The organism is Thermobacillus composti KWC4, assembly GCF_000227705.2.
In the GTDB taxonomy this organism is placed as follows: domain Bacteria; phylum Bacillota; class Bacilli; order Paenibacillales; family Paenibacillaceae; genus Thermobacillus; species Thermobacillus xylanilyticus.
Map to the genome: position 1 here is coordinate 1,997,763 of NC_019897.1, position 23,565 is coordinate 2,021,327.

General features: G+C 52.8%; 21 protein-coding genes and 5 pseudogenes. 6 read left to right on the plus strand and 20 right to left on the minus strand.

Translation table 11 applies throughout. The features are described 5' to 3' along the window. Positions 1-43 precede the first annotated feature (43 nt). From THECO_RS09335 to THECO_RS09365, 7 genes are all read right to left on the minus strand, one after another. On the minus strand, positions 44-478 hold the full coding sequence (locus THECO_RS09335) for a stage V sporulation protein AB (protein WP_015254790.1): 435 nt from the start codon (positions 476-478) through the stop codon (positions 44-46). Continuing rightward, on the minus strand, positions 471-1,127 hold the full coding sequence (locus tag THECO_RS09340; RefSeq protein WP_015254791.1) for a stage V sporulation protein AA: 657 nt from the start codon (positions 1,125-1,127) through the stop codon (positions 471-473). The genes THECO_RS09335 and THECO_RS09340 overlap by 8 nt, the downstream gene beginning before the upstream one ends. A 188-nt stretch (positions 1,128-1,315) precedes the next feature. Continuing rightward, positions 1,316-2,707, minus strand: a complete 1,392-nt coding sequence (gene ltrA, locus THECO_RS09345) for a group II intron reverse transcriptase/maturase (protein ID WP_015254792.1) — start codon at positions 2,705-2,707, stop codon at positions 1,316-1,318. Positions 2,708-3,151: 444 nt separating this feature from the next. After that, positions 3,152-3,907 carry an RNA polymerase sporulation sigma factor SigF gene (sigF, locus tag THECO_RS09350; RefSeq protein ID WP_015254793.1) on the minus strand — a complete coding sequence of 252 codons (756 nt, stop codon included), beginning with the start codon at positions 3,905-3,907 and terminating at the stop codon, positions 3,152-3,154. Between the two features lie 22 nt (positions 3,908-3,929). Further along, positions 3,930-4,376 (minus strand): anti-sigma F factor, encoded by a 447-nt coding sequence (spoIIAB, locus tag THECO_RS09355; RefSeq protein WP_015254794.1) that lies wholly within the window; start codon positions 4,374-4,376, stop codon positions 3,930-3,932. Then, positions 4,373-4,726: an anti-sigma F factor antagonist gene (spoIIAA, locus tag THECO_RS09360; protein ID WP_015254795.1), complete on the minus strand. Its 354-nt coding sequence runs from the start codon at positions 4,724-4,726 to the stop codon at positions 4,373-4,375. Before spoIIAA ends, spoIIAB begins: the two co-directional genes overlap by 4 nt. Positions 4,727-4,863: 137 nt before the next feature. Next, entirely contained in the window at positions 4,864-6,057 is a 1,194-nt protein-coding gene (locus THECO_RS09365) for a D-alanyl-D-alanine carboxypeptidase family protein (protein ID WP_015254796.1), read from the minus strand. Positions 6,058-6,287: 230 nt separating this feature from the next. On the opposite strand from THECO_RS09365, the gene THECO_RS09370 reads away from it, so the two are divergent. Then, positions 6,288-7,661, plus strand: coding sequence for an ISNCY-like element ISTco5 family transposase (locus THECO_RS09370; RefSeq protein WP_015253349.1), 1,374 nt, complete (start codon positions 6,288-6,290; stop codon positions 7,659-7,661). Positions 7,662-8,269: 608 nt separating this feature from the next. Beyond that, the gene (locus tag THECO_RS09375) at positions 8,270-9,025 is read left to right on the plus strand and encodes a transposase (RefSeq protein WP_052835873.1); all 756 of its coding nucleotides are present in this window, start codon (positions 8,270-8,272) and stop codon (positions 9,023-9,025) included. Positions 9,026-9,221: 196 nt separating this feature from the next. Here THECO_RS09375 and istB read toward each other — a convergent pair. The 6 genes and pseudogenes from istB to istA all read right to left on the minus strand — a co-directional run. Continuing rightward, positions 9,222-9,887: pseudogene (istB, locus tag THECO_RS09380) on the minus strand (IS21-like element helper ATPase IstB); the annotation flags it as partial. 121 nt (positions 9,888-10,008) lie between these two features. Continuing rightward, positions 10,009-10,812 (minus strand): ExeA family protein, encoded by an 804-nt coding sequence (locus THECO_RS09385; RefSeq protein WP_015253876.1) that lies wholly within the window; start codon positions 10,810-10,812, stop codon positions 10,009-10,011. Continuing rightward, a pseudogene (locus tag THECO_RS09390) lies at positions 10,809-12,189 on the minus strand (DDE-type integrase/transposase/recombinase). The gene THECO_RS09385 and the pseudogene THECO_RS09390 overlap by 4 nt, the downstream one beginning before the upstream one ends. Positions 12,190-12,289: 100 nt before the next feature. After that, positions 12,290-12,889, minus strand: coding sequence for a DUF6431 domain-containing protein (locus THECO_RS22715; RefSeq protein ID WP_408646052.1), 600 nt, complete (start codon positions 12,887-12,889; stop codon positions 12,290-12,292). 175 nt (positions 12,890-13,064) lie between these two features. Beyond that, positions 13,065-13,193: a hypothetical protein gene (locus tag THECO_RS22505; protein WP_015254799.1), complete on the minus strand. Its 129-nt coding sequence runs from the start codon at positions 13,191-13,193 to the stop codon at positions 13,065-13,067. After that, positions 13,190-14,731 (minus strand): IS21 family transposase, encoded by a 1,542-nt coding sequence (gene istA, locus THECO_RS09395; RefSeq protein ID WP_015253855.1) that lies wholly within the window; start codon positions 14,729-14,731, stop codon positions 13,190-13,192. Before istA ends, THECO_RS22505 begins: the two co-directional genes overlap by 4 nt. A 135-nt stretch (positions 14,732-14,866) precedes the next feature. On the opposite strand from istA, the pseudogene THECO_RS09400 reads away from it, so the two are divergent. Beyond that, positions 14,867-15,426 (plus strand): annotated as a pseudogene (locus tag THECO_RS09400) (transposase); the annotation flags it as partial. Between the two features lie 256 nt (positions 15,427-15,682). On the opposite strand, the gene THECO_RS09405 reads toward THECO_RS09400, so the two are convergent. Both THECO_RS09405 and THECO_RS21075 read right to left on the minus strand, forming a co-directional pair. Beyond that, the gene (locus THECO_RS09405; protein ID WP_015254800.1) at positions 15,683-16,984 is read right to left on the minus strand and encodes an IS1380 family transposase; all 1,302 of its coding nucleotides are present in this window, start codon (positions 16,982-16,984) and stop codon (positions 15,683-15,685) included. 274 nt (positions 16,985-17,258) lie between these two features. Then, on the minus strand, positions 17,259-17,675 hold the full coding sequence (locus THECO_RS21075; RefSeq protein ID WP_083883184.1) for an ATP-binding cassette domain-containing protein: 417 nt from the start codon (positions 17,673-17,675) through the stop codon (positions 17,259-17,261). A gap of 108 nt (positions 17,676-17,783) precedes the next feature. On the opposite strand from THECO_RS21075, the pseudogene THECO_RS09410 reads away from it, so the two are divergent. After that, positions 17,784-19,084: pseudogene (locus tag THECO_RS09410) on the plus strand (IS1380 family transposase). 152 nt (positions 19,085-19,236) lie between these two features. Here THECO_RS09410 and THECO_RS21080 read toward each other — a convergent pair. Continuing rightward, positions 19,237-19,953 (minus strand): ATP-binding cassette domain-containing protein, encoded by a 717-nt coding sequence (locus tag THECO_RS21080; protein WP_083883186.1) that lies wholly within the window; start codon positions 19,951-19,953, stop codon positions 19,237-19,239. 26 nt (positions 19,954-19,979) lie between these two features. Here THECO_RS21080 and THECO_RS09420 point away from each other — a divergent pair, with 26 nt between their 5' ends. Next, a complete protein-coding gene (locus tag THECO_RS09420; RefSeq protein ID WP_015254801.1) occupies positions 19,980-21,281 on the plus strand; it encodes an IS1380 family transposase in 1,302 nt (433 codons plus the stop codon). Positions 21,282-21,399: 118 nt separating this feature from the next. Here THECO_RS09420 and THECO_RS21085 read toward each other — a convergent pair whose 3' ends face one another. After that, positions 21,400-22,170: an ABC transporter transmembrane domain-containing protein gene (locus tag THECO_RS21085; RefSeq protein WP_015254802.1), complete on the minus strand. Its 771-nt coding sequence runs from the start codon at positions 22,168-22,170 to the stop codon at positions 21,400-21,402. Then, complete coding sequence (locus THECO_RS21690; protein WP_157373560.1) at positions 22,127-22,396, minus strand: hypothetical protein; 270 nt, start codon at positions 22,394-22,396, stop codon at positions 22,127-22,129. The genes THECO_RS21085 and THECO_RS21690 overlap by 44 nt, the downstream gene beginning before the upstream one ends. 130 nt (positions 22,397-22,526) lie before the next feature. Here THECO_RS21690 and THECO_RS21090 point away from each other — a divergent pair. Beyond that, positions 22,527-22,759, plus strand: a pseudogene (locus tag THECO_RS21090) (IS5/IS1182 family transposase); the annotation flags it as partial. 66 nt (positions 22,760-22,825) lie between these two features. Here the strand turns inward: THECO_RS21090 and THECO_RS22720 are convergent. Both THECO_RS22720 and THECO_RS21095 read right to left on the minus strand, forming a co-directional pair. Further along, positions 22,826-22,954 (minus strand): glycosyltransferase family 2 protein, encoded by a 129-nt coding sequence (locus THECO_RS22720; RefSeq protein WP_353682008.1) that lies wholly within the window; start codon positions 22,952-22,954, stop codon positions 22,826-22,828. Positions 22,955-23,230: 276 nt separating this feature from the next. Further along, positions 23,231-23,548, minus strand: a complete 318-nt coding sequence (locus tag THECO_RS21095) for a glycosyltransferase family A protein (protein WP_083883188.1) — start codon at positions 23,546-23,548, stop codon at positions 23,231-23,233. Between the last annotated feature and the right edge of the window lie 17 nt (positions 23,549-23,565).

Here is a 23,565-nt window from a genome sequence, read left to right on the forward strand (position 1 = left end):
GGCTGTTGCGCACCTCCTGCCGGAATGTGCCGGAAGCCCGGCCTCAGCGATGATAGACGAGCCAATCGAACAGCGAACCGGCCAGCTTGCCGAGCACCAGCGCCCAGACGAGCGCCGGCAGTTTCGACTCCAGCCTGAGCCGCTTCGCCATGATGGGCAGGACGTTGACCACTTCCGTCAGCGCGGCCGCCAGCATGCCGACGAACAGCCCGGTGAACAGGCCGGCCAGCGCGGCAAGGATCTCGGCTGCGCCCGTATGCGGGCTCCGCCAGTCGCCGAAATCAGCCGACATCCAGTACACCGTGCCGGCGATGATGGCCGTCTCGTACCATGCCGCCAGCCGGTATCCCCGGGACAGCTGCGCGAGCCGCGGAATCAGATCCAGAATGACCAGCAGCGCGATCAGGCCGCTTCCGACCGCGAGTCCCCCGGACAGGCCGAGCAGAGCGGCTGCGCCGTTCGCGAGCCATTCAGCCACGGCCGCCGCTCCCTTGTCCGCCGCCTCCCTGATTCCGGTGCAGTTTCCGTATCTCGTCGGCGACGACGTAGGCGTCGACGTTTTCCTGGTACAGATACAGTTCGACCTCGAGCGGACTGGGCTCTTCGCTGAGCTTGCGCCGGATCACGCGGTTGAAGAACAGCACCATGCCCAGACCGACGCCGATCGAATACGGAATCTGGAACCAGAGCGGGCGTTCCGGCCTCGTGCCCGTAATCAGCTCCGTCATGCGCCGATGCACTTCCAGCATGCCGACGTCGGCGTGGAAGTTCATGATGGCGAGCCCCGAGCCGAAGAACAGGAGGAGCCACGCCACAATCAGCATGCCGGGCAGCGGCTTCTGCGGCCGGGCGGCGACCGTGACGAGCGTCTGCGGCTCGCCGACGAACTCGACATCAAGCCCCGGCTCCGCTTCGGACACGGCGCGAATGACGTGCAGCATGTCGATGACGACGCGGTCGCCGTCTTCCGGCTTGTGCCGGTATAGGACCAGCTCCTTCAGCCGCCGCTCCCGCGCTTCGTCGGCGAGCAGCCGGGCGGCGTCGCCGAGCCGCACGTCATCGCCGGGCCGGATGACCAGCCGCTTGTGCAGCCGGACGTACAGCGTGTTCGTTCGCACGGTCGTCATGGACTCACCCTTTCGCGGCGTTCCTGTCAAGTTCTAGTATGAGTGGGAAACGGCCGGCCTAACCGGGAGCCTCCCTGACAAATGCGGGAAATGAGGACGCTGCGGCGGAAATCGAGTAGGAGGGGGCGGCAAGCCCCCGACCTCTCACACCACCGTACATGCGGGTCCGCATACGGCGGTTCCGAAGGTTAACAAAGCTCAAGGTAACGAGAAAGCAGACTTTTCAGCCCTTTCGCTTCCCAGTAGGAAGTCGGAAGGGCATTGTTTGTGTTACGGGACATTTCCCACGGACCACGGCGTGAGTTCGCCATCATTCGAGCCGCCCATTCGGGCACGCCGAGTGCACGGAGATTACGCAATCTGGTCCTGGGTCTCTTCCATTGTTTCCACAGACACATGCGTAGTCGCCTGCGCATCCATGCGTCGAGGTTACCACAGTGGTTCTTGGCGGCAGCCAGACGGAAATAACCGATCCATCCCATCATGAAGCGGTTCAGTCGGTTAATCCGTTCTTCCATCGTCAGCGGGCGCGAGCGGTCCGTTATCTCCCGGACTTTCTTCTTGAAACGCTGAATCGTCTTGGGTGCCAACCGGACCGTTGCCTGCTTGTTCGACAGGAAGCTGAAGCCGAGGAACTTTCGGTTCCACGGCCGGTCTACCGCGCTTTTGTCCCGATTCACTTTCAGTTTCAGCTTTCCTTCCACAAATCGGATCACCGATTCCATGACCCGTTCTCCGGCCCGCTTGCTGGCCACGAAGATGTTGCAATCGTCCGCATAGCGGACGAAGTGCAGTCCTCGTCTGGTCAGTTCTTTGTCCAAATCGTCCAGCAGGATGTTGGCGAGAAGCGGACTGAGCGGGCCGCCTTGCGGCGTGCCTTCTTCCGTTCTCACGACCACACCCCCGGCCATAACCCCGGCATTAAGGTAAGCGCGAATCAGGTTGAGCACGCGCTTGTCGTCTATCCTCCGCGCGACTCTCGCCATCAGGATGTCGTGGTTCACACGGTCGAAGAACTTCTCCAGATCCATGTCCACGACCCAGCGGAGGCCGCTTTGGATATACTGCTGCGCTTGCCTTACCGCATCATGCGCGCGCTTCCCCGGCCGGAAGCCGTAGCTGTGCCATGAGAAATGCGGGTCAAAGATCGGTTCCATCACTTGCAGAAGCGCTTGCTGGAGAAGACGGTCCATCGCGGTCGGGATGCCGAGCAGCCGTACGCCGCCTCCGGGTTTGGGGATTTCCACCCGTCTGACGGGCAAGGGGCTGTACGTTCCCGCAAGGAGTGCGGCTTTCACCGCTTCCCAGTGTGTGTTCAGGTAAGCTTGTAACTCCGTTACCGTTACCCCGTCCACACCGGGGGCTCCTCCGTTCTGTACCACTTTCCTGTAGGCCTTCAAGAGGTTCTCCCTTTCCAGCATCTTCTCCAGCAAGTCGTCCTGTGCTTTGCGAGAGGAAGGGGCGATTTGTGCCGGCAACGGACTCGGCACTCCAACGGTCCCTTGCGGCTTCACCGCTACCTCCCGCTGGCAGCCCTCTTGCGAGGTATTCTGCTGTCTATGCCCGTCGTGCGAACGCATCGGTTTCCTCTCTCCTTTCGGTTTGGCCCTTCCGCTTTCCTTACGTCCCGTACTCGCGTACTATGGCCTCTGCTGACTCCTGCGGATTCAGCGCAGCCTCCCGGCTGCGGTTACGAAGTCACTTCGCGCATGAAGTCACTTCGCGTATTCCGCAGGCCTCCCCGGATAAGAGCGTCATCTTTCCGCCCGCGACCACTGGAGTTTACAGGATTAGTCCTTGGCGGCTTTGGATTTCGTTGTGTGATGGCAACTCATCCGACTAACCCTGCCTCGAATCCAGTTCGTGTACCTTGGCCCGTGCGTTTGCCTTAGGCTTCCTTCAGATTCGGCCTCGCGACCGACACCCTTGCCCTCGGCTAATGGTAGGCGCTCGCCAGCCCCCATTCCGGACTTTCACCGTAGAGATGACGCCCATGCCGGGCGTACACCAAAAGACCAGACCGCCTAAAGCGCGATCTGGTCCTTGATCGTCTGCAAGATTTTCTTCTCGAGCCGGGACACTTGCACCTGCGAGATGCCGAGCCGGCTGGCCACTTCCGATTGCGTCTGGTCGCGGTAATAGCGGAGATAGACGATCAGCCGCTCCCGCTCGGACAACGTCTCGATCGCTTCGCTGAGCGCCAGCCGGTCAAACCACCGTTCTCCTGATTCGTCGGCGATCTGGTCCATCAGCGTGATCGGGTCGCCGTCGTTCTCGAACACGGTCTCATGGATCGACGCCGGCGGCTTGTTCGCTTCCTGCGCGAATACGACTTCTTCGGGCGATATGCCGAGCCTCTCGGCCACTTCGCCGATGGTCGGCTGCCGGCCGAGCCCCTTGGACAGCTCGTCCTTCGTCTTCCGCACCTTGTTCGCAAGCTCTTTCAGCGAGCGGCTCACTTTCAGCGTGCCGTCGTCCCTGAGGAACCGCTGGATCTCGCCAATGATCATCGGCACGGCGTAGGTGGAGAATTTCACGTCGTAGGACAGATCGAATTTGTCGACCGACTTGAGCAGGCCGATGCATCCGATCTGGAACAGATCCTCCGGTTCATACCCGCGATTCAGGAACCGCTGCACGACCGACCATACGAGCCGGATGTTGGCCTGGACCAGCTTGTCGCGGGCATCCGCGTCCCCGGATTGGCTAAGTGCGATGAGCCGTTTTACCTCGGCGTCCTCCAGGTACGGCTGCGACTGCTGTCTCCAATCGACTTCCATGCGGTCCAACCCCTGTGCGCGCTTAGTTGTACAGCGCCTTTTTCGATTCGATCCGCTTCATCATCCGGATCTCCGTTCCTTTGCCAGGTTCGCTCGCCGCTTCGAATTCGTCCATGAAGTTTTCCATGATCGTGAAGCCCATGCCGGAACGTTCCAGCTCCGGTCTGGAGGTGAACAGCGGCTGCCGCGCCAGTTCCAGATCTTCGATGCCCTTCCCTTCGTCGCGGACAATGATCGAGACGGTGTCGCCCTCGATGTGCGCCTCGATCGTCACCATGCCGTCGGGATTGCCGTCGTATCCGTGGATGATGGCGTTCGTCACCGCTTCGGACACGGCCGTCTTCAGATCGTTCAGTTCATCGACCGTCGGGTCGAGCTGCGAGACGAAAGCGGCGACGGCGATGCGCGCGAACGCTTCGTTCTCCGAACGGCTGGAAAACGTCAGGGTCATGCGGTTCGATCCGTTCATGATACTACCTCCAGACTGCCGAGCGCTTCGCGCTCATTCTCGTACAGCGCGACAATCTTGAGCAGACCAGACAATTCGAACAGCCGCCGGACGGCCGGATTGACGCCGCAGATGATCAGTTTTCCGCCGCGGGCGGTCACCGTCTTGTAGCGCCCGAGGATGACGCCGAGGCCCGAGCTGTCCATGAACGCGAGCTCACTCAGGTTGAGCACGACGTGCGTTGCCCTGCCCCTGAGCAGCGCATCCTCGAGCCGCTGCTTCAATCCGTCAGCCGTATGATGATCCAGTTCGCCTTTCAGCCTGACGATCAGCACATTGCGGTAATGCTCCATTTCCTCACGAAGCCGCATTGCCGTTCACTCCTCTCCCTGCTTCAGACAGTCATTTCTACGCAGTCATTTCTACGCGTCCGGCCGACGTTCCTGCCCTGCGACAAAACTAGAACCTGCCGGACAAATTCCGCCGCCGGACGCGTCCGGATTCGCGGTTATGCGATCAATTCCGCGCATGTCCGCTTGAAGAGCGTCCACCAGTTCGCCCGTCCCACGTTCTCCGGCGCTTCGACGTCGAATTCGGCGAGCACGTTCGCGCCCTGATAGACGATGACCTTGCCGATCTTCTGGCCGGCTTTCACCGGCGCCTTGACCGGTTCGTCGAGACGCAGCTCATGGCGGATGTCCTTCATGTTCGCGCCCTTCTTCATCAGCACGCTGTACGGATGCCTTGCCTTCAGCTCAAGCCGCGGCACTTCCCCTTTGGCGATCCGCACCGTGCCGATCGTGTCGCCTTCCTTGTAGATCGGAACGTTCGTGTACATGGCGAACGCGTAATCGAACATCTGGGCCACTTCGGCGTTGCGCGTTTTCGTGTCCGGCTCGCCCATGACGACGGCGATGACGCGGAAGTTGTCGCGCTTTGCGGTCGCGCTCAGACAGAACTTCGCCTCGCTCGTGTACCCCGTCTTCAGTCCGTCCGCGCCGGCGTAGAACCGGACGAGCTTGTTCGTGTTGACGAGCCAGAACGGACGATCGGTGTCCTTCCGCAGATAGTCCTGGTACAGTCCGGTATATTTCGTAATCTCGGTATGCTTCAGCAGTTCCCGCGACATGACGGCGATGTCGTAAGCCGAGGTGTAGTGGTTCTCGGCGGGCAGCCCGTTCACGTTGACGAAATGGGTGTTCTTCAGGCCGAGCTGCTGCGCCTTCTCGTTCATGAGGCGCACAAATTCCTGCTCGGTTCCCGCGATCTTCTCGGCGAGCGCGACGGACGCGTCGTTGCCGGACGCGATGGCTACGCCTTTCAGCAGATCCTCGACCGTCATTTCTTCGCCTGCTTCGAGGAAAATTTGCGACCCGCCCATCGAAGCCGCATATTCGCTCGTCGTCACCTTGTCCGTCAGCTTGATCCGGCCTTCATCCAGCGCCTCCATGACGAGCAGCATCGTCATGATCTTCGTGATGCTGGCCGGCGGCAGCCGATCATGGCTGTTCTTCTCGAAAATGATCGTGCCGCTGTCGGCATCCATCAGAATGGCCGAGCGCGCGGAAGGCGCCAGCTTGACCGCTCCGTCCTGCGATGACGCGGGCGCGCCTTTCGTCTTCTCCTCCGCGGCCGCCGCTGCGGGCAGCGCCATGATCATGGATAAAACCAGCAGCAGTACGGGGCGTAATCTCCTCACCATCATGGTCCCTCCTAAGTCTCTCCGCCGCCCGAAAAAGGGGCAGGCTTCTTCTTGTTAGTTATTACCTAGTTTCCCCTGAAAAAGTCGGCTGTTTTAAGCAAAATAAAAGGAATTCATCTCCTCCATGTGGAAATAGGAAGTTGCCGAGACAACCTATCCCAAGAGGCGAATTCCTTTGTCTTAATAGTTCAACATCGCCCCTTGGGAATCCTTCCTTGAGGTGAAGAAAATTGTTGAAACTTCGCGACGAACAATTAACCCTGTGGGATACGATTCTTCCAGAAGAAATACGGAAACTGCCTGCCGAATTGGCGATCATCGATGAACTGTTGGACGACGAAAGCTTCCTGCAGCCGTTTATGGAAAAGCATCCAACCAAGACGAAGATGGGCCGTCCCACCTACCCCATCGAGAAATACTTGCGCCTCATGGTGCTCAAACGCAAGTATAACCTGGGATACGAGTCCTTGATCAAAGAAGTCGGCGACAGCATCACTTGGCGCCTGTTCTGCCGAATCGCGATCGATGAACCGATGCCGGATCCTTCGACGCTCATCTACGCCCGCAAACGCTACGGCGACGAAGTCGTCGAACAGTTGAACGAAGCGCTCCTGCACAAGCTGAAGGAAAAGGCGGTGCTGAAGCATCGCAAATTGCGCACCGATACGACGGTCGTGGAGTCCGACATTCACCACCCCACAGACGCAACCTTGCTGCAGGACGGCGTCAAAGTCATCACCCACCTGGTGCGGAAGATCCGCCAAGTCGCTTCCCATGCCGCGCAAGGCTTTGAAGACCGTACCGCCGAGATCAAGGAGAAGATTCTGTCCATCGCTAAGGTACTTCGCCGCCGCAGCCGGGAGTCTTGGGAAGAAGTCGACCGGATCACCGAAAGCGTCATCGAAGTGACGGAAGCCGTGGTCGAGCAAGCAAACGCGGTTGTCGCAAAAATACGGGAGACCGGCAAACGGATGGCGCAACAGAGCAAAGGGCGGCTTCAAACAGCCATCACGCTGACCGGCCAACTGATCCGCCAAGCCAAGCAAGTCGTATCGGGGACGCGGGTCATCCCGGATCGCATCGTCAGCTTTTTCGATCCGGAAGCCCGGCCGATCAAGAAAGGCAAGTTAGCCAAAGGAACGGAGTTCGGGTATAAAGTCCGGATTGACGAAACGGAGAGCGGCTTCATTACCGGATATGCCGTGTACAATGGCAACCCGGCGGACGATGAACTGCTCATTCCGGCGGTCAAAGCCCACATCGAAACATTCGGCGTCGCCCCAACAGCTGTCGCGACGGATCGCGGTTTTTCCAGCAAGAAAAACGAATCGGCAGTGACGGCGCTCGGCGTCAAACGGGCCAGCTTACCCCGAAAGGGCAAGAAAGGCCAGGCGAGAACGGAACATGAAAACCAACCTTGGTTCAAAGACTTGCAGCGCTACCGTGCAGCAGGAGAGGCCAGGATCAGCCTCCTCAAGCGAAAGTACGGTTTAGGCCGCAGCAGGTACCGGGGCCTTGTCGGCTCAAAAAGCTGGGTCGGGTTCGGAATCCTGACCCACAACCTGGACAGAGCGGCCAAAATGCTCGCGAAGGCAGCAAAATAAGGAAGAATAAGGTAAATGGGCAGTCCTGAAAAAGGATGGGGATGAGGTGATGTTCACGATCGGACTTTTTCAGGAGCAACTACCTAGGATAAGGTGGATTATTCCTTTTCAAGCAACTCTCCGCTCTCACGCCACAATCCACGAAGGTCAGCATTTATAAACACTCTGGTTTCAAAATGCAGTCCGAACGGACGTTGATTGTACCAGAATCGCATTCACTTCAGAATCGTCGAATCTGTTCTTCCAGATAATCGATGTAAAAAATCGTGACGGATTACCCCAAAAAATCGTGCTACTGGTAATTGGGAATTTCCAGATTTGAAGACAGGCTTTACAGGGAGAGGCAGGCGTGATAGGCTTGCAAGCCCGCGATGATTCCTCTCCCACCGCCCCTTCGCGAGAATCACGCCTGCAGAGGCTCCCTGTCAAGCCTGTTGTCGTTTTTCCAGCGAGTGCTGAATAACTGGAAAATGACTGACGATTAAGTCAATTTCATAATTGAAACCCCTTGTGGCAATTGGATATTGGGACATAAAAAAGAGGAGTACCTCCCCAAATTCTCGAAGTTTTAGGTGACCAAACCAAAACCGAGAAAGGAGTACTCCTCCATGTATCATATTCGACAAGAAGAACTGTTTTCCTTCGAGCAACTGATGGAAATGGAGATTACCCCCAAAGCGGATACGGTGTTGGAACAGTTGCCGATTGGAAAAATCCTTCATGCCATTGGTAGCCACAAGACCCGCGGTCGTCCCGAAACCTTGAACACAAGAGCGATGATCTACTCTTTGATCATCGCCAAGCTGGAACATATCCGTTTCATCAAGGATTTGGTTCGCCGATTGAAAGAAAGCCTTGAGTTTCGCACCCGGTGCCGCTTTACTGGATCCGACCGGATTCCGAGCGAGGCCTCCTATTCCCGATTGATCACCAAGCTTCAGCAAGCGGATATTTTGCAAAAGATTCAGGAGGACCTGGTGAACCAGGCGATGGAGGAAGGGTTTGTTGCGGGGGATGTACTGGCCGTCGATTCTTCCCATATTGAGGCCTTTGACCGCAATCCTCGATTGGACAAGAAGGGCAAATCGACACCAAAGCCTGCACAAGAAACCGATACCCCCGTCTTGTTTGACGAATCCGTCGTGATGAAACCGGAAGAACGCAAGCCGGAAAAACCGAAACGGAATAAACGCGGCCGCATTCCGAAAGCGGAAAAAGCGGAATGGGAAGCCCGGCTTGAAGCGTACAAGGCTTCCCTCAGCCTGTTTGAACGAGAGGTTGCCGACATGCTTCATGCTCCCCGCCACGTACAAGGAGCTTCGAGCGGACCTGTCGCAACATGCAAGTATGGGGGTCAAGGGTGATCCGCGCGGAACGGGGCAGGTGAGGTTTTGGTACGGCTACACGTTGAACCTCCTGGTGAAACTGCAAGAGCCAGTATATTATCGCCAGTGAGACCTGCTCCGCCCATGTCAACGACCAGCGTATGGAGATCATGCTTCTCCAGTACTGTAACCGTCAAGTACCTTTGAACAAATTTCGCGAATTTATTTTCAACAACTAGAAATTTCCAAATATGGTTTGGCGGTGCTTGAGCCGGTAGCTGTCTCCTGTCAGGTGAATCACCTCGCTTCGATGCAGGATCCGGTCCAGAATGGCGGTTGTGACGGCCGGATCCCCGAGCAGTTCTCCCCAATCTTCCGGTCCTTTGTTGGACGTCAGGATGATGGAGGCCTGCCCATACAGTTTGTTGATCAACTGAAAGAACAAGTGAGCCTCCTGCCGATCCAGCGCCATGAACATCAGATCGTCCAGAATCACCAGATCGGAACGGATGATCCGATTCACCCGCAGCTGGGCGTTTCGGGAAATCTCTTGCGTCTTCAAGAGATGCAACAACTGATCCATCGTGACGAAACTGACGCTATATCCTTGATTCAATGCCTCGACGCCCAGTCCAATCGCCAGATGCGTCTTCCCGACGCCGGGCGGGCCCAGAAAGAGCAAGTTATAATGCTGCTCCAGCCACATCAGTTCCCGAAGTTGCTGCAACTGACGTTGTCCCAGGGACGGTTGTTCGTCGACCCGAAATTCGTCCAACGTTTTCAGTTCCGGGAACGCGGCGCGTTTGTACCGACGGGCAAACTGCTTTTCTTCCCGTTTTTTCAACTCGTACGAAAGCACGCGCTGCAAACACTGGCGGTAACTCCACTGCCTGGTTGTTGCCGATCACGTAATTTGACGGTGGAACAACCACCGACAATGACGTGATCGTTTGTACGTCAGCCACGTCACCCATATGAGAATTGGGTCGCCAATCATCAACCGGAAATGTGAAAGCGGCAGGTTAGCCTGCCGCTCCACGCTGCTTGTCCAAATCCGCCAACACGCGGCCAATGTGTGCTTCTTCGACAACCTCATGCCCTTTCCCTTCTGCATCATACAATGCATGGGTGCAAATCAGATTGATCACACGAGGAAGTCCTTGGCTTGCCGCATGGATCATCTGCACGGCGCTTTCTGAGAATACCGGACGCTCCAAACCGGCCGTCCTCATGTGATGCTTGATGTAGGCGCCGGCTTCCTCGCGCGTCATCCCGGTCAGATGGTACTGCATGCCGATCCGCTGTGCAATTGCCTCGAACTTCTTCAGGCGCAGCTTCTTCCGCAGTTCCGGTTGTCCCGACAGGATGATCGGAAAGTAGGAGCGCGCGTCCATCTGGGCCCCCATAGCAAAGCGAAGTTCGAGCAGCATTTCTTCACTCATCTCGTGAGCTTCGTCCACAACCACAAGCAGCGAACGCTCCCCCTGGGCTTCCCGTTGCTGAAGAACCTCTTCCCACAGCCGCTTGGCTTTCGGCAGCGAGTAGGGCGGCACTTCGCCGACCTGCCTCAGCAATTCGCTGTAAAAATCACGCGGTTTGAGGTTGGACTGGCTCAGGTACACCGGCAGTGTCATCATTGGATCGAGCGAGCGGAACAACCGACGGATCAGGGCAGATTTGCCGCTGCCCACCTCACCGGTCAGCACTCCGAGCTGACGCTGTGCCACAGCCACGCTCAGTCGGGCGAACGCCTCTTCATGACCGCGAAACGAAAAACAGTCCACCATATCCAGCATGCGCGTAAAGGGCCGGATCGCCGTGCTCACCGCTTCTCACCTCCCATGGTGGTGCACGCATAGCGGATTTCTTCTTCCTTCCACTGTGCTTTTCGTTTCTGTTCCGCCAAATCGAGAAAGGAGAGCTGCACGTCCGCTTCTTCTGCCGGCGCGACCTCGTCGGCGGGGACCCGGCGGTCGCGGTAACGCCGCAGTTCGACCGGCTTGGCATTGCCGCGGCGAACGCCTTCGAACCAGACCTGAATCTCCCGCAGGTCGTACGGATCGTAACGCAGCGTCACCTGCCGGCTGCCGAGATCGCCGTCCACTTCATACGTATTGCCCCAGGAGGCGGACACAGCCGGTCGCATCCACCTTGCGTGTTTCTTCCCACAGAAAGATCTCGTTCAATTCGGCGAGCGACACCCGCCTCGGCCGGCGCGAACTGCCGTTCCAACGGGCCTGAGGGGTTTCTTTCGTTCCGCCATGCACCCGCTGGTGGTAATAGCCGTCGATCCACGCCCAAAGCGCGTCGTTCAGCTCCTCCAGCGTCGTCAATTGGCCCGCCTCGATGCGCGCGTACACTTCGGGAAGGAAACTCGTGTCGATGAACTGAAAGCTCCTCTCAATTTTCCCGCGTCCACGGGGCTGGAAAGGGCGCGTATGACGCAGGTCGATCCCCAGCTTCCCGCAGATGCGGGTCAGGTGCTGGGACGAAAACGCCGCTCCATTGTCCACGTACAGCATTTCCGGAACGCCGCAGCGCAGGATCGCTTTCTTCAGGCAATCTTCCAGCCGCGGCAGCTTCTCGTCGAAGTAAAACTGGGCATGCAGGATATACCGGCTGTAATCGTCGAGAACGAGGCACAAGATCGTCTTTCTCCGTTTCTTCGGGTTCCTCGGGTCAGGCAGGTAGACGAAATGCTTGAAGTCCGCCTGTACCAGAACCAGAATATCCTCCGCTTCGAAGCGGCGGTGGCCGGATGCCGCGTTTTCTTTCATGACGCTGCGGCGGCTGAGACCGGCCTGGCGAAGGTGGCGCGCCAGTGTGCTGGGTGCAACCGTTCCCGGCGGGACCAGTGCGCCTTCCTCGAGCAGAAAGATGATTTGTTCGACGCTCCGTTCGGGCCTTTCACGTCTCAATTGTTTGGCCTTCTCCAGCACGGCCCCGTCCATGCGCAAACGCCCCTTGGAACTGCGGACGCGCGGCTTCAGCGCATCCCAGCCGCCCTTGCGATACGCCTCTACCCAGCGCTCCAGCGTCCGAATGCTCACGGTGCGCGAGCGTCCGCCGGGGACTTCATAGACGCAGCGGGACGCCTCCTGCAGCAGCGCCTTCATTTCTCCGGGCGCCAGCGGAGTTTGCCGGCTGACGATCGGCGCAATCAGTGCATACCGGGCAGCGGCGATGCTTTCGGGATGTTCCATCGGCAGAACCCTCCTCGGAATATGGATTCGGGGAATCTCCCCAGCCTCCATTGTCGCCGCTCCCCCGGGCTTTCATCGACAGCCAACGTTTGTGGGATCATCAACCGGGCACCGTCACCGACAATGGCCGTGCCCATCGGTTCAGCCGATGCAGCAGCGACCCCTCCTGAGCCGATGTCCGAAGCCGTTCCCAGCAGGCGAACCACAAAGACCAGCCGGCTCCCCGCCCACGAGGCAACGCCACCTGCGGGTGCCGGGAAAGAAGCCACGCAGCCAACCGATCTTCCAGCTTGGAAAGCATGTCCTTCCAGCGGCGGCACCACCGCCGGATCGTGCGTACGGACCACGGACCGCCGGGCCAGGCGGCGGATTGCTGCGCCATGGTTATACGTGAAGCGCCATGGGTCTCTCCCCGGACGACCTCTTCCTGGATGTCGACCGCCGTTTGCTGCTTAGGCAGAAGGAACGCCGGCAATACGCTCGTCGTTCTGGAACATTGGGGGCAACGAAAACGAAAAATGGGAATGACGAAACGTTCCGTGAGAGTAAAGACACATCGGAAAAACCGGCCGTGCCGATGCAACATCACGGTTTCGGAGCAGTGCGGACACACACGCGGCCGGTCTGCTTCGGGAATGCCGTCAGAGCAGGACTGAAGATACCGCTTTACATCCAAATTCCAATCCGTTACGATAGACATAGCGATTTATTCGCAGGGCAAATAGGAAGACTTGGGCGCCAACCTGAGGGTCTTCCTATTTGCGTTTTCTGCGAAGATTGCATCCTCCTGATGATTGTCGTCTCAACTCCCATCTACTTACGACAACCAACGGTTTATTTCCTCCGCCAACATACATAACAAAAAATCGCCTTTCTCACGTCAAATTACGTGAGTGGCGACACCTGGTTTCGGCTTCCATCAGGAGTTCGTCCAGCGCCCCAGCGGCGGCGGTTAACTGCAGCGCGCTGAATACGGACTTCAGTTCCATCGTCGCTTCACTCATCGGGCTCCCTCCAGGATGGCTTGATATACGTCAAACGGGCGAACTTGCGGCTTCATCTTCAGTTTCTGCCGTTCCGGCTCGCTGAGCAACCGGACATCGGTCGGAACGGCTGGTGCCGCGGCCGATTTCAGAGCCGCGTAATAGTGCAGGGCATCCACGAAATCCGTGGCCTGGTAGAGTCGATGTTTCAGACAATAGGCCAACGCTTGCGCCAGCACATCCGGATCCGCGTCTTTGGCGTGTCGATCGATCCATTGCAACTGGTCCCGAATGTAACGCGGTTTTTGTTCCCGGATGACCGCCAGATAGGATCGGGCTTGCGCCGGTTCTGGAAAGCGGGCGGCCACGTGTTCCATATAGGCGCCAATCCCTTTGGAACGATCCCGGGCATGGTTGGTGTTTTTGATGAGTTTGCCTTTACCCGCATGCAGCGGATGGCGGGCCAGTTCCTCGCCGGTTGCCGGATCGAACGCCACCAACTGCTTGTCCGGCGTCACGCGAATCTCCACAGACGTGTCCGTGCCGGTGTAGGTGCCAAGCGGCAGCGAGTACCGGTTCCCCTGAAAGACAATCGTATTGTCTTTTCGCACCCGTCTTGTTATACTGGGTGCAGAATTGGTTTGTATTTTTTCGGGAACCGGCAGGAGATGGCGCCGCTCTTCGGCGAACACGTCCGCCGGTATTTTTTTGGTCGTGTGATGCATCCGCCCGTTTCCGGTTCGGTTCAACCAAGCCAAACAGTCTTCGTTCCACCGGTCGATGTGGGTAAACGTCCGATGGCGCGCAAAGTTGCGTTTGACGAAACCGACGACGTTTTCCACCCGCCCCTTGCTTTCCGGATCTTGCTTGCGGCACATGCGAATCTGAAATCTGCGCTGCCGGACGTAGGCGGCAAATTCGGCCGTCAGAATCAGATCGCCGTGGTTTTCGCTTACAAGCAGAAGATGATCCTGGTCATAGACGATCTCGCGAGTCATGCCGCCGAAAAATTCAAAGGCGTTCTCGTGGCAGCGGATCACATCCGCCGTGGTAAACGGTCGATCCTGCCATTCCACGTATTTGTACCGGGAATGGGACAGGACAAACGTGATGCACCATAACCGTACGGGATGCTGATGAAGATCGTGCGTTCTCGTTTCGCCGAAGTCAACTTGCATCTGCTGTCCCATGGGCGGGTCTTCCACCGCTTCGTACTGGCGCATCGGTTTGCTTTTCGGGATACCATGCCGCTCACGCAAGTGCCGGACGAAGTGCCGAACGGTGCTCTCGCAGACGTTGGCATCCAAGCGCCGTTCCTTCAACCAGTCATGAATCTGAGCGGCCGATAGGTCCGGATATTCCCGCAACCATTGAAGAACTTGGGATTCAAACGGATCCAGCTTCTTTCGCCGCGTCTTCACCGATTCGATGAATGCCTGCATTTCTTCCGGCGACATGTTCAGATATTTGTACACGGTGTTTCGAGAAATGTTCAGTTTGCGGGCTATCTGTGAAACATTGAGCCCCAACTGTTTCAGTTGATAGATTTCAATGTACATAGGCCACCTTTCCGCAGATTTCATTCTCCTCACCCTACACTGATGAATTTCCAGCTTGATTATATCGGGTGAGGGAGAATCAGGGAATTCGTGTTCAAGATTATTTCGTGTTTCTTGTTAATTTTATTTTAGCGGTTACACAGGTACTTGAAGGAACAATTTCCATCTCTCAAACCGAAACATGTACTGGCGGACAGGGATATGACGGCGAACCGGTATATCGCCAAATCCGGGAAATTGGAGCGTTTCCGATCATCCCGCTGATTCATCGTGTCAAGCAGCCGGAAGGCGAGGATGAGCATCTGCTTCCGACTTGCAAACAAGGTCACGCGTATGTTTACGACAGTTACGACGCCAAGCGGGATACGGTGAGATTCACAAGGCCGAAGGAATGTGCCACTTGCCCTTTTCAAGCTGACGGTTGCCGGAAAGTATTCAAATTTCGCGTGGAAGAAGATGTTCGCCGATTCACTGCACCCGGACGCGGGAGCGAAAAATGGGCACAGCTATTCAAGCAGCGAACCGCGATTGAACGCGTATTCGCCTACTTGAAGCTGTACCTGGAGTTGGGTTCAACCCGAAAACTGAAAAAGCGTGCGTTAATGGATGTTCAATTGAGTTGCTTGACTTACAACCTGTGCAAACTCGCACTGGACCGGTGGAATAAAACGATGCTGCAGTCTCAAGTTGCCTAATTTTTTTGAAAATGCATGTCGATTATTGGACTGACTCAGCCTGTTAAATGATTTATGAAATTGACTTTTCTATAGAATTGAACCTAAATTTCGAAAGCCCGTAATATCAAACGCTGTATATAGTGGAACTGCCAAACTAGCTGTAAGAATGTGGCGATTTCCCAGTTCGTTCGGTTCAAGTCAACATTATGTGGATACACTTTCCCCCTCCCCAATGAAGAGGCTGCGATTTCTTCCATGTTAAATTTAGGGGTTTTCATTCCAAAAGTGCGATCCTGGCTTCTATTCGTTGCCATGCATACCGGTTTGCAAAGTCTTTCGCCAGCTTGAGAATGATGTTGCGGCTATGCCGAATAATCGTTGCTGCGCAATGGAAGAACTCTAATCGGAACCGTGCGATTGTGTAACCTTGATGTACCGGTTCGCAGCAGCTTCGCTTGAATCGCTCGAACAAATTGTAGGCGAGTAATTTGATCAACAAGTCGAGTTCATTCGCCTCAAATTCGCTCGTCGCAATTCTATCAATGGAGAAGCCGTTCTTCGCTTCCTTGATATAGTTCTCCATGCAACAGCGTTGGTTGTAGAAGCGCCACAGATCAAGCGGCTCCCATTCGAGATTGGTGACGATCGCTTCGTATTGCCAATCCGAATCGAACACCATGCGGGTCTGGCCTTCATCGACGATGTGTGCCTTGCGAACAATCGCTACGCGGCGCGCCTTCTCCCAAGATGTCGCTTTGTAGATGATCGTAATCCCTTCGATGATCCAGTCTTCATCGACGAATCGTTTCCAGTACCGGCAGGCTGCGACTTGTTCTGCAAGGCGCTTTGTCCATTTCAACTTTCCGACGTAACCGATTCCTTTGCCTTCCCACAGGCCGTAGAAATCTTCACCGCCGAAGCCCTTATCGAACCTCGCGTACTTCACCGGATGCTCCCTCAGCAGTTCGAAGGTTTGGTGAAGAAAAGCTGACGCATCCGTGGAGGAGTGCGTATTGCCCGAACGTAGAACGGCATTCAAACATAGACGAGACTGTCCTTCGAAGGCCAGCAAAGGATGATAACTCTTACGGCCGGGCTTATGCGGGTTCGTGCCTTTAGCCGCTCCGCCCTGATCGCCATATACGGTTTCAACGGTGGAGTCAAGGTCCAGAATGAGAGCCTCTGGTAAACAAGGTCCAATGATTTCCTGATTGAGCGACCGCAGCTCAGTCAACAAGTTCGGGTGCGATTTGCTAAGACGCGACAACTCTTTGTATAACAGCGAATGGTGCGGACAGCGTCCACCGAGAAACCGCTTTAGAAGCGAGTCTTGCTGTAGCTTGCGGAAATGGAAGAGGCGTTCGCAGCCGAGCATCCAGCCGACGACGAGATAAAGCAGAATACGGTAGACGGGGAACAGCGAGTTGTTTGCTTTCATGCATGACAGCCTTTGTAAAGCAGCGGCAAACTTGATTTTTTCGAGGTATTCCAGGAAGATTTTGATGCCGCCGAAACTGGTCGCGTTCTGTAGGGAAAATTCGGTCTTGATTTTGCTGATGGGTGTGGTAGACTTCACCTAAAAGGTGCTCCTCTCTTTGGGTGTAGTGTTCTCGATAAACACCATTCTACCAAAGATTTGGGCACTTTTTTATGTTTTCATAGGATCGCACTTTCGAAATTCAGGTTGAATTATATCAGACTCGTCTTCTTGACCTATATTTTCTCTCAAATGTAAAACAAAGTGTTTCATCCTGCTTGTAAAAGGACTATAATTTTCGAGATCTTTTCTTGCAATTATCCATGCTAACGCAAATATTAGATCTAAATAATAGAAGGGCTCACAGTATATTTCATAGTGAAACCTCCCTTGTTCGCTCCAGCATCCTGTAATAGTCTCCATACTTGCTTCGAAGCTCACTATCAGTTGCGTTTTCAAGTATATAACCTTCATGCATAAACAAAACTTTATCAAAAGGCCTGATCCATGAGTAATCATGAACAACAATTATCAATATTTTATCGGAAAAAGCTTTTTCTGTATCTTTTATAATCTTATGCTCTGTTTTTTGATCAAGGTTCGCTGTAGGTTCATCCATAAGAATGATTGGTCTATCGGTAAATAATGCTCTCGCTAATGCAATTCTCTGTTTCTGTCCACCGGACAAATTTGACCCGTTTCTGTCTAAAACTGTATTATACCCGTTTGGCAGTTGACATATGAAATGATGCGCATTTACAGCCTTGGCTGCGTCTATAATTCTATTCATCCTGAATTTCGAAAGTGCGATCCTATGAAAACATAAAAAAGTGCCCAAATCTTTGGTAGAATGGTGTTTATCGAGAACACTACACCCAAAGAGAGGAGCACCTTTTAGGTGAAGTCTACCACACCCATCAGCAAAATCAAGACCGAATTTTCCCTACAGAACGCGACCAATTTCGGCGGCATCAAAATCTTCCTGGAATACCTCGAAAAATCAAGTTTGCCGCTGCTTTACAAAGGCTGTCATGCATGAAAGCAAACAACTCGCTGTTCCCCGTCTACCGTATTCTGCTTTATCTCGTCGTCGGCTGGATGCTCGGCTGCGAACGCCTCTTCCATTTCCGCAAGCTACAGCAAGACTCGCTTCTAAAGCGGTTTCTCGGTGGACGCTGTCCGCACCATTCGCTGTTATACAAAGAGTTGTCGCGTCTTAGCAAATCGCACCCGAACTTGTTGACTGAGCTGCGGTCGCTCAATCAGGAAATCATTGGACCTTGTTTACCAGAGGCTCTCATTCTGGACCTTGACTCCACCGTTGAAACCGTATATGGCGATCAGGGCGGAGCGGCTAAAGGCACGAACCCGCATAAGCCCGGCCGTAAGAGTTATCATCCTTTGCTGGCCTTCGAAGGACAGTCTCGTCTATGTTTGAATGCCGTTCTACGTTCGGGCAATACGCACTCCTCCACGGATGCGTCAGCTTTTCTTCACCAAACCTTCGAACTGCTGAGGGAGCATCCGGTGAAGTACGCGAGGTTCGATAAGGGCTTCGGCGGTGAAGATTTCTACGGCCTGTGGGAAGGCAAAGGAATCGGTTACGTCGGAAAGTTGAAATGGACAAAGCGCCTTGCAGAACAAGTCGCAGCCTGCCGGTACTGGAAACGATTCGTCGATGAAGACTGGATCATCGAAGGGATTACGATCATCTACAAAGCGACATCTTGGGAGAAGGCGCGCCGCGTAGCGATTGTTCGCAAGGCACACATCGTCGATGAAGGCCAGACCCGCATGGTGTTCGATTCGGATTGGCAATACGAAGCGATCGTCACCAATCTCGAATGGGAGCCGCTTGATCTGTGGCGCTTCTACAACCAACGCTGTTGCATGGAGAACTATATCAAGGAAGCGAAGAACGGCTTCTCCATTGATAGAATTGCGACGAGCGAATTTGAGGCGAATGAACTCGACTTGTTGATCAAATTACTCGCCTACAATTTGTTCGAGCGATTCAAGCGAAGCTGCTGCGAACCGGTACATCAAGGTTACACAATCGCACGGTTCCGATTAGAGTTCTTCCATTGCGCAGCAACGATTATTCGGCATAGCCGCAACATCATTCTCAAGCTGGCGAAAGACTTTGCAAACCGGTATGCATGGCAACGAATAGAAGCCAGGATCGCACTTTTGGAATGAAAACCCCTAAATTTAACATGGAAGAAATCGCAGCCTCTTCATTGGGGAGGGGGAAAGTGTATCCACATAATGTTGACTTGAACCGAACGAACTGGGAAATCGCCACATTCTTACAGCTAGTTTGGCAGTTCCACTATATACAGCGTTTGATATTACGGGCTTTCGAAATTTAGGTTCATATCAATCGTGCCTAATCCAATATTTTCCGCTATGGTTCCATCAAAAAATGCTGCATCCTGTTCTACATAGCTAACGTAGTTCCGTAACTCCAGCACATTTTCTACCAATTCATTATTGATATAAATTTTTCCTTTTATATCGGTCGTTAAACCTGCCAAAATTGACAAAAGTGTAGATTTACCTGCGCCACTTTTCCCTATAATGAAAAGTCTCTCACCCTTAGCAAGATCGAAACAAACATTTTTTAGTTCAAATCCTTCGCGCTTCAAGCAGATATTTTCCAAACGCAAACGATCAATTTGTCTGCTTGTAACCTGAACCGGCGGTTTGCTTTCAGGAAGCGCAAGAATTTCATTCAATCTTTTTGCGCATGCAGCTCCTTCACTGATCATGCTCATTTGGCTGCCTATACTGACCAAAGGAGTCAGAAGATTGTTATAAAGCATTATGAATGCGGTTAATTCTCTAATAGTTAAGTCTCCTGAAAGTACCAACCATCCTCCGACAAAAACATTAACCAACTCAGGTATTGCCCCCGTAAATCCCCTTACTCCAAAAATGGTGGCGTTAATCCTTGCCTTTTTAACCCGTAAAGTATGATATTCATCCTGAATTTCGAAAGTACGACTCTTTGAAAACGTGAAAAGGGCTCCAAATCTTTGGTAGAATGGTGTTTGCGAAGACAACATCACCCAAAGAAAGGAGCACCTTTTAGGTGAAGTCTACCACACCCGTCAGCAAAATCAAGACCGAATTTTCCTTGGAGAATGCAACCAGCTTCGGTGGCGTCAAAATCTTTTTGGAATACTTGGAGAAAATCAAGCTTTCTCAGGCATTACGCGGATTGTCGTGTGTGAAAGCTCGCAACTCATTATTTCCGGTTTATCGCATTCTGCTTTACCTCATCGTTGGATGGATGCTCGGCTGCGAGCGGCTCTTTCATTTTCGCAAACTGCAGCACGACTCGCTTCTCAAGCAATTTCTCGGCGGTCGATGCCCGCACCACACCTTGCTGTATAAAGAACTGATTCGTATGCGAACATCTTGCCCCCACCTGCGATCGGAACTGCGAACGCTCAATCAGACCGTCATTCAGCCCTGCCTGCCGTCAGCGCTCATCCTGGATCTGGACTCCACGGTGGAAACCGTATACGGCGATCAAGTCGGCGCTGCGAAAGGCACGAACCCGCATAAGCCCGGCCGCAAAAGCTACCACCCGCTGCTGGCATTTGAGGGGCAGTCCCGTCTGTGCCTGAATGCGGTCCTCCGATCAGGGAACACGCATTCCTCTACGGATGCCGCTTCGTTCTTGAACGAAACATTCGAACTCCTTGGCAAACGCCCGGTGAAATATGCCAGATTCGACAAGGGCTTCGGCGGCGAAGATTTCTATAGCCTGTGGGAAAGCAAGAACATCGGCTATGTCGGCAAGTTGAAGTGGACAAAGCGCCTTGCGGCAGAGGTTGCGGCCTGCCGGTACTGGAAACGATTTGTCGATGAAGACTGGATCATCGAAGGGATTGCACTGATCTACAAGGCGACATCCTGGAAAAAGCCTCGCCGCGTTGTAGTTATACGCAAAACGCAAGTCATCGAAGACGGGCAAGCCTGTCTGGTGCTGGACACCGATTGGCAATATGAAGCGATCGTGACCAATCTGGAATGGGAGCCGATTGACCTATGGCGGTTCTACAACCAGCGCTGCTCAATGGAGAACTATATCAAGGAAGCCAAACATGGTTTCTCGATTAACCGGATCGCGACCAGCGATTTTGAGGCGAATGAAATCGACCTGCTCATCAAGCTGCTGGCGTATAACCTGTTCGAACGGTTCAAGCGTGACTGCTGTGAGCCGGTTCATCAAGGTTACACGATTGCCCGTTTCCGGCTGGAGTTCTTTCATTGCGCCGCGACGCTGATTCGGCACAGCCGCAATGTGATTCTCAGGTTAGCAAAAGATTTTGCAAACCGGCATGTCTGGAAGCGAATCGAAGCCAGAATCGCCATACTGGAATGACTTCTCCCTTAATTTTACATGGAAACCGAGAAGCCTCTTCAATGGGGAGGGGGAAGAACCATCCGCATATTGCTGATCTGGTCTCGCTTCGCTGGGACATTACCCTTTTTCTTACAGCTCATGTGCCGCTCGGTTCAAAACCGATCCTTGATATCATGGGCTTTCGAAATTCAGGTTCATTTAAATGTTCATGCCCTTTCTGAAGTAAATAGACTTTCAACTGATCAAATACCTTTGTTAGTTTGTTCATTCTGAGAATATCCATAAACAAATTGCTAACGGAGGATAGCTTGTTTTGCATGGAATTTGTCATTATTTCCAAGGACTTTCCAGTCTTTGACGCAAGAAATAGTACAAATATCGGAAAAAACAAATCAATACATGCCAACAACCAATTCATGTTGATCATTAGAGCGAATGTGGATATGGCATAAACACTATTCGAAAGTATTGCAATCACACGCCAACCAACCAATTGTGATGAGCCTTCGATATCCGATTGGAATCTGGTAATCCAATCGCCTTGTTGATATTTTGAAAATTGATCGTGAGAAGTATCAATTGATTTTGATAAGATTCTTTTTCTCACCGAATTCGAATATCCACTTTGTACTTTTTCCACGCAAAAATATTGTAATGACGCACCAATTTGTACAATAAGTGCCAATAAAGCAAATTGAAGCGCCAGAATAATGATCTGGGAATTTTGCATATTCCCTTTAGTCAAGTAATCTACCAACTCTTTAATAATTCTTACTTGCCAAACATCACTAAGATTAAATGCGGCAGTAGCAATTATCGCTATCAAAAGCCAACCCCAGTATGACCTTGCCCAATTAATAGTTCTAATCCATATCCAGATTATTCCTTGGTATTTGCTGTGTTTCATTCAGTTGACTCCTTACTAATTTTATGATTGTATCAAAATTTGCAAAGTTGTTTTCAGTTATTTTTTCTGCATCGAGTTTGATGTCCATTATTTCCTCTAATCCAACAACAATTTCATATACCGCCATTTTGTCAAGTTCACATTCCAATGAATACCCTAAACAGCAATCTTTTTTCTTTGGACAACTTTCCATCATGATGGTTTTCACAGCCTCATCAAGCGACATAAAACCACCCTGTAGCGAAATCATAGTTTAAAAAATTCATGAATAGGCCAGAAACACCCTGAAGTGTTTCTGGCCTAATATGCGTCAATTGTCACTTAGAGCCTATCCGAAAACCATTATAAGCAAGTAGGAAAAAGTGGCCGAGTTGGGATATGTCCTTCATTTGCGTTCGCGCGGCGAAGAGAAAGAAGAAAAAGCGGCGATTCCCGGATACCGGGCCAGACGATGGGTGGTCAACACTCCTGGATGAATCGCTTTCGCCGCTTGCTCATTCGTTGGGAAAAGAAAGTGGAGAACTACGAGGCCATGCTCCATTTTGCCTGCGCCTGGATTTGTTTCCGCTGCGCAGAGGTTTTCGGATAGGTGCTTAGTGAGATAGACTCATCAGTAGAATTCCTTTTATGATATTGATGATAGTTTATTGCATGTTTATTTATTTTTGATGGTTCCTTTATTTTTTTGCAATCGATATACGAGATCTGTGTCCTCCATTCCCCAACCCTTATAGTTCTCATCGAAATATCCTGCTTCATCTAAAAATTCGCGTCTTACAGACATGTTTGCGGTTGTGCCCAACAACCATTTAAAGCGGAACCCCTCAAGATCTTTTCCGAATTCTTCATAAAATTCAAGGAAATTATCAGGTGCGTCATGAACAATATATTGATAGATCGACTCGTTTTCGAAATCCAATAATTGATCATCAATGATTTTTGTTAATTTTTCAGGAAATAAATCTATTTCAACTAATTTGTTATTCTTTTTTAATAAATCATATAAATGATTTGTCCGTATATTTAAGTCTCTTTCAGCAAACGTTAAAATATTCCCTTTTCATCCTAATGCAACTATATTAGGTTTATCATGTGTTTTTATTTGCTCATTAAGAAATTGTGGTGTTACAATTCTGTCGTCGTCATTAAAAAGTATAATCTCGCCTTTAGCGTTTTCAATCGCCACATTTCTTGCTGCAGAACGCCCTTTGTTTGATTGCTCAATGTATGTAATTCTCAACTTATCCAGAAAGCTCTCGACAATTTGTTTTGTGTGATCAGTACTCCCATCATTCACGATTACAATTTCATAATTGAAATTACAACGTTGATATTCAAAAGACCTAAGCGTTAAGTCAAGGTAAATCAGCTTTATCAAATGTTGGTATAATAACG

Bases quoted from the DNA above. Each gene is read 5' to 3' on its own strand.
- THECO_RS21085 (WP_015254802.1), bottom strand. From the start codon at position 22,170: ATGAAACACAGCAAATACCAAGGAATAATCTGGATATGGATTAGAACT.
- THECO_RS22720 (WP_353682008.1), bottom strand. From the start codon at position 22,954: ATGTCTGTAAGACGCGAATTTTTAGATGAAGCAGGATATTTCGATGAG.
- spoIIAA (WP_015254795.1), bottom strand. From the start codon at position 4,726: ATGCGGCTTCGTGAGGAAATGGAGCATTACCGCAATGTGCTGATCGTC.
- THECO_RS22505 (WP_015254799.1), bottom strand. From the start codon at position 13,193: ATGAGTGAAGCGACGATGGAACTGAAGTCCGTATTCAGCGCGCTGCAG.
- istA (WP_015253855.1), bottom strand. From the start codon at position 14,731: ATGTACATTGAAATCTATCAACTGAAACAGTTGGGGCTCAATGTTTCA.
- THECO_RS21690 (WP_157373560.1), bottom strand. From the start codon at position 22,396: ATGTCGCTTGATGAGGCTGTGAAAACCATCATGATGGAAAGTTGTCCA.
- spoIIAB (WP_015254794.1), bottom strand. From the start codon at position 4,376: ATGAACGGATCGAACCGCATGACCCTGACGTTTTCCAGCCGTTCGGAG.
- ltrA (WP_015254792.1), bottom strand. From the start codon at position 2,707: ATGCGTTCGCACGACGGGCATAGACAGCAGAATACCTCGCAAGAGGGC.
- sigF (WP_015254793.1), bottom strand. From the start codon at position 3,907: ATGGAAGTCGATTGGAGACAGCAGTCGCAGCCGTACCTGGAGGACGCC.
- THECO_RS22715 (WP_408646052.1), bottom strand. From the start codon at position 12,889: ATGTCTATCGTAACGGATTGGAATTTGGATGTAAAGCGGTATCTTCAG.
- THECO_RS09365 (WP_015254796.1), bottom strand. From the start codon at position 6,057: ATGGTGAGGAGATTACGCCCCGTACTGCTGCTGGTTTTATCCATGATC.
- THECO_RS21080 (WP_083883186.1), bottom strand. From the start codon at position 19,953: ATGTTGTCTTCGCAAACACCATTCTACCAAAGATTTGGAGCCCTTTTC.
- THECO_RS09375 (WP_052835873.1), top strand. From the start codon at position 8,270: ATGTATCATATTCGACAAGAAGAACTGTTTTCCTTCGAGCAACTGATG.
- THECO_RS21075 (WP_083883184.1), bottom strand. From the start codon at position 17,675: ATGAATAGAATTATAGACGCAGCCAAGGCTGTAAATGCGCATCATTTC.
- THECO_RS09340 (WP_015254791.1), bottom strand. From the start codon at position 1,127: ATGACGACCGTGCGAACGAACACGCTGTACGTCCGGCTGCACAAGCGG.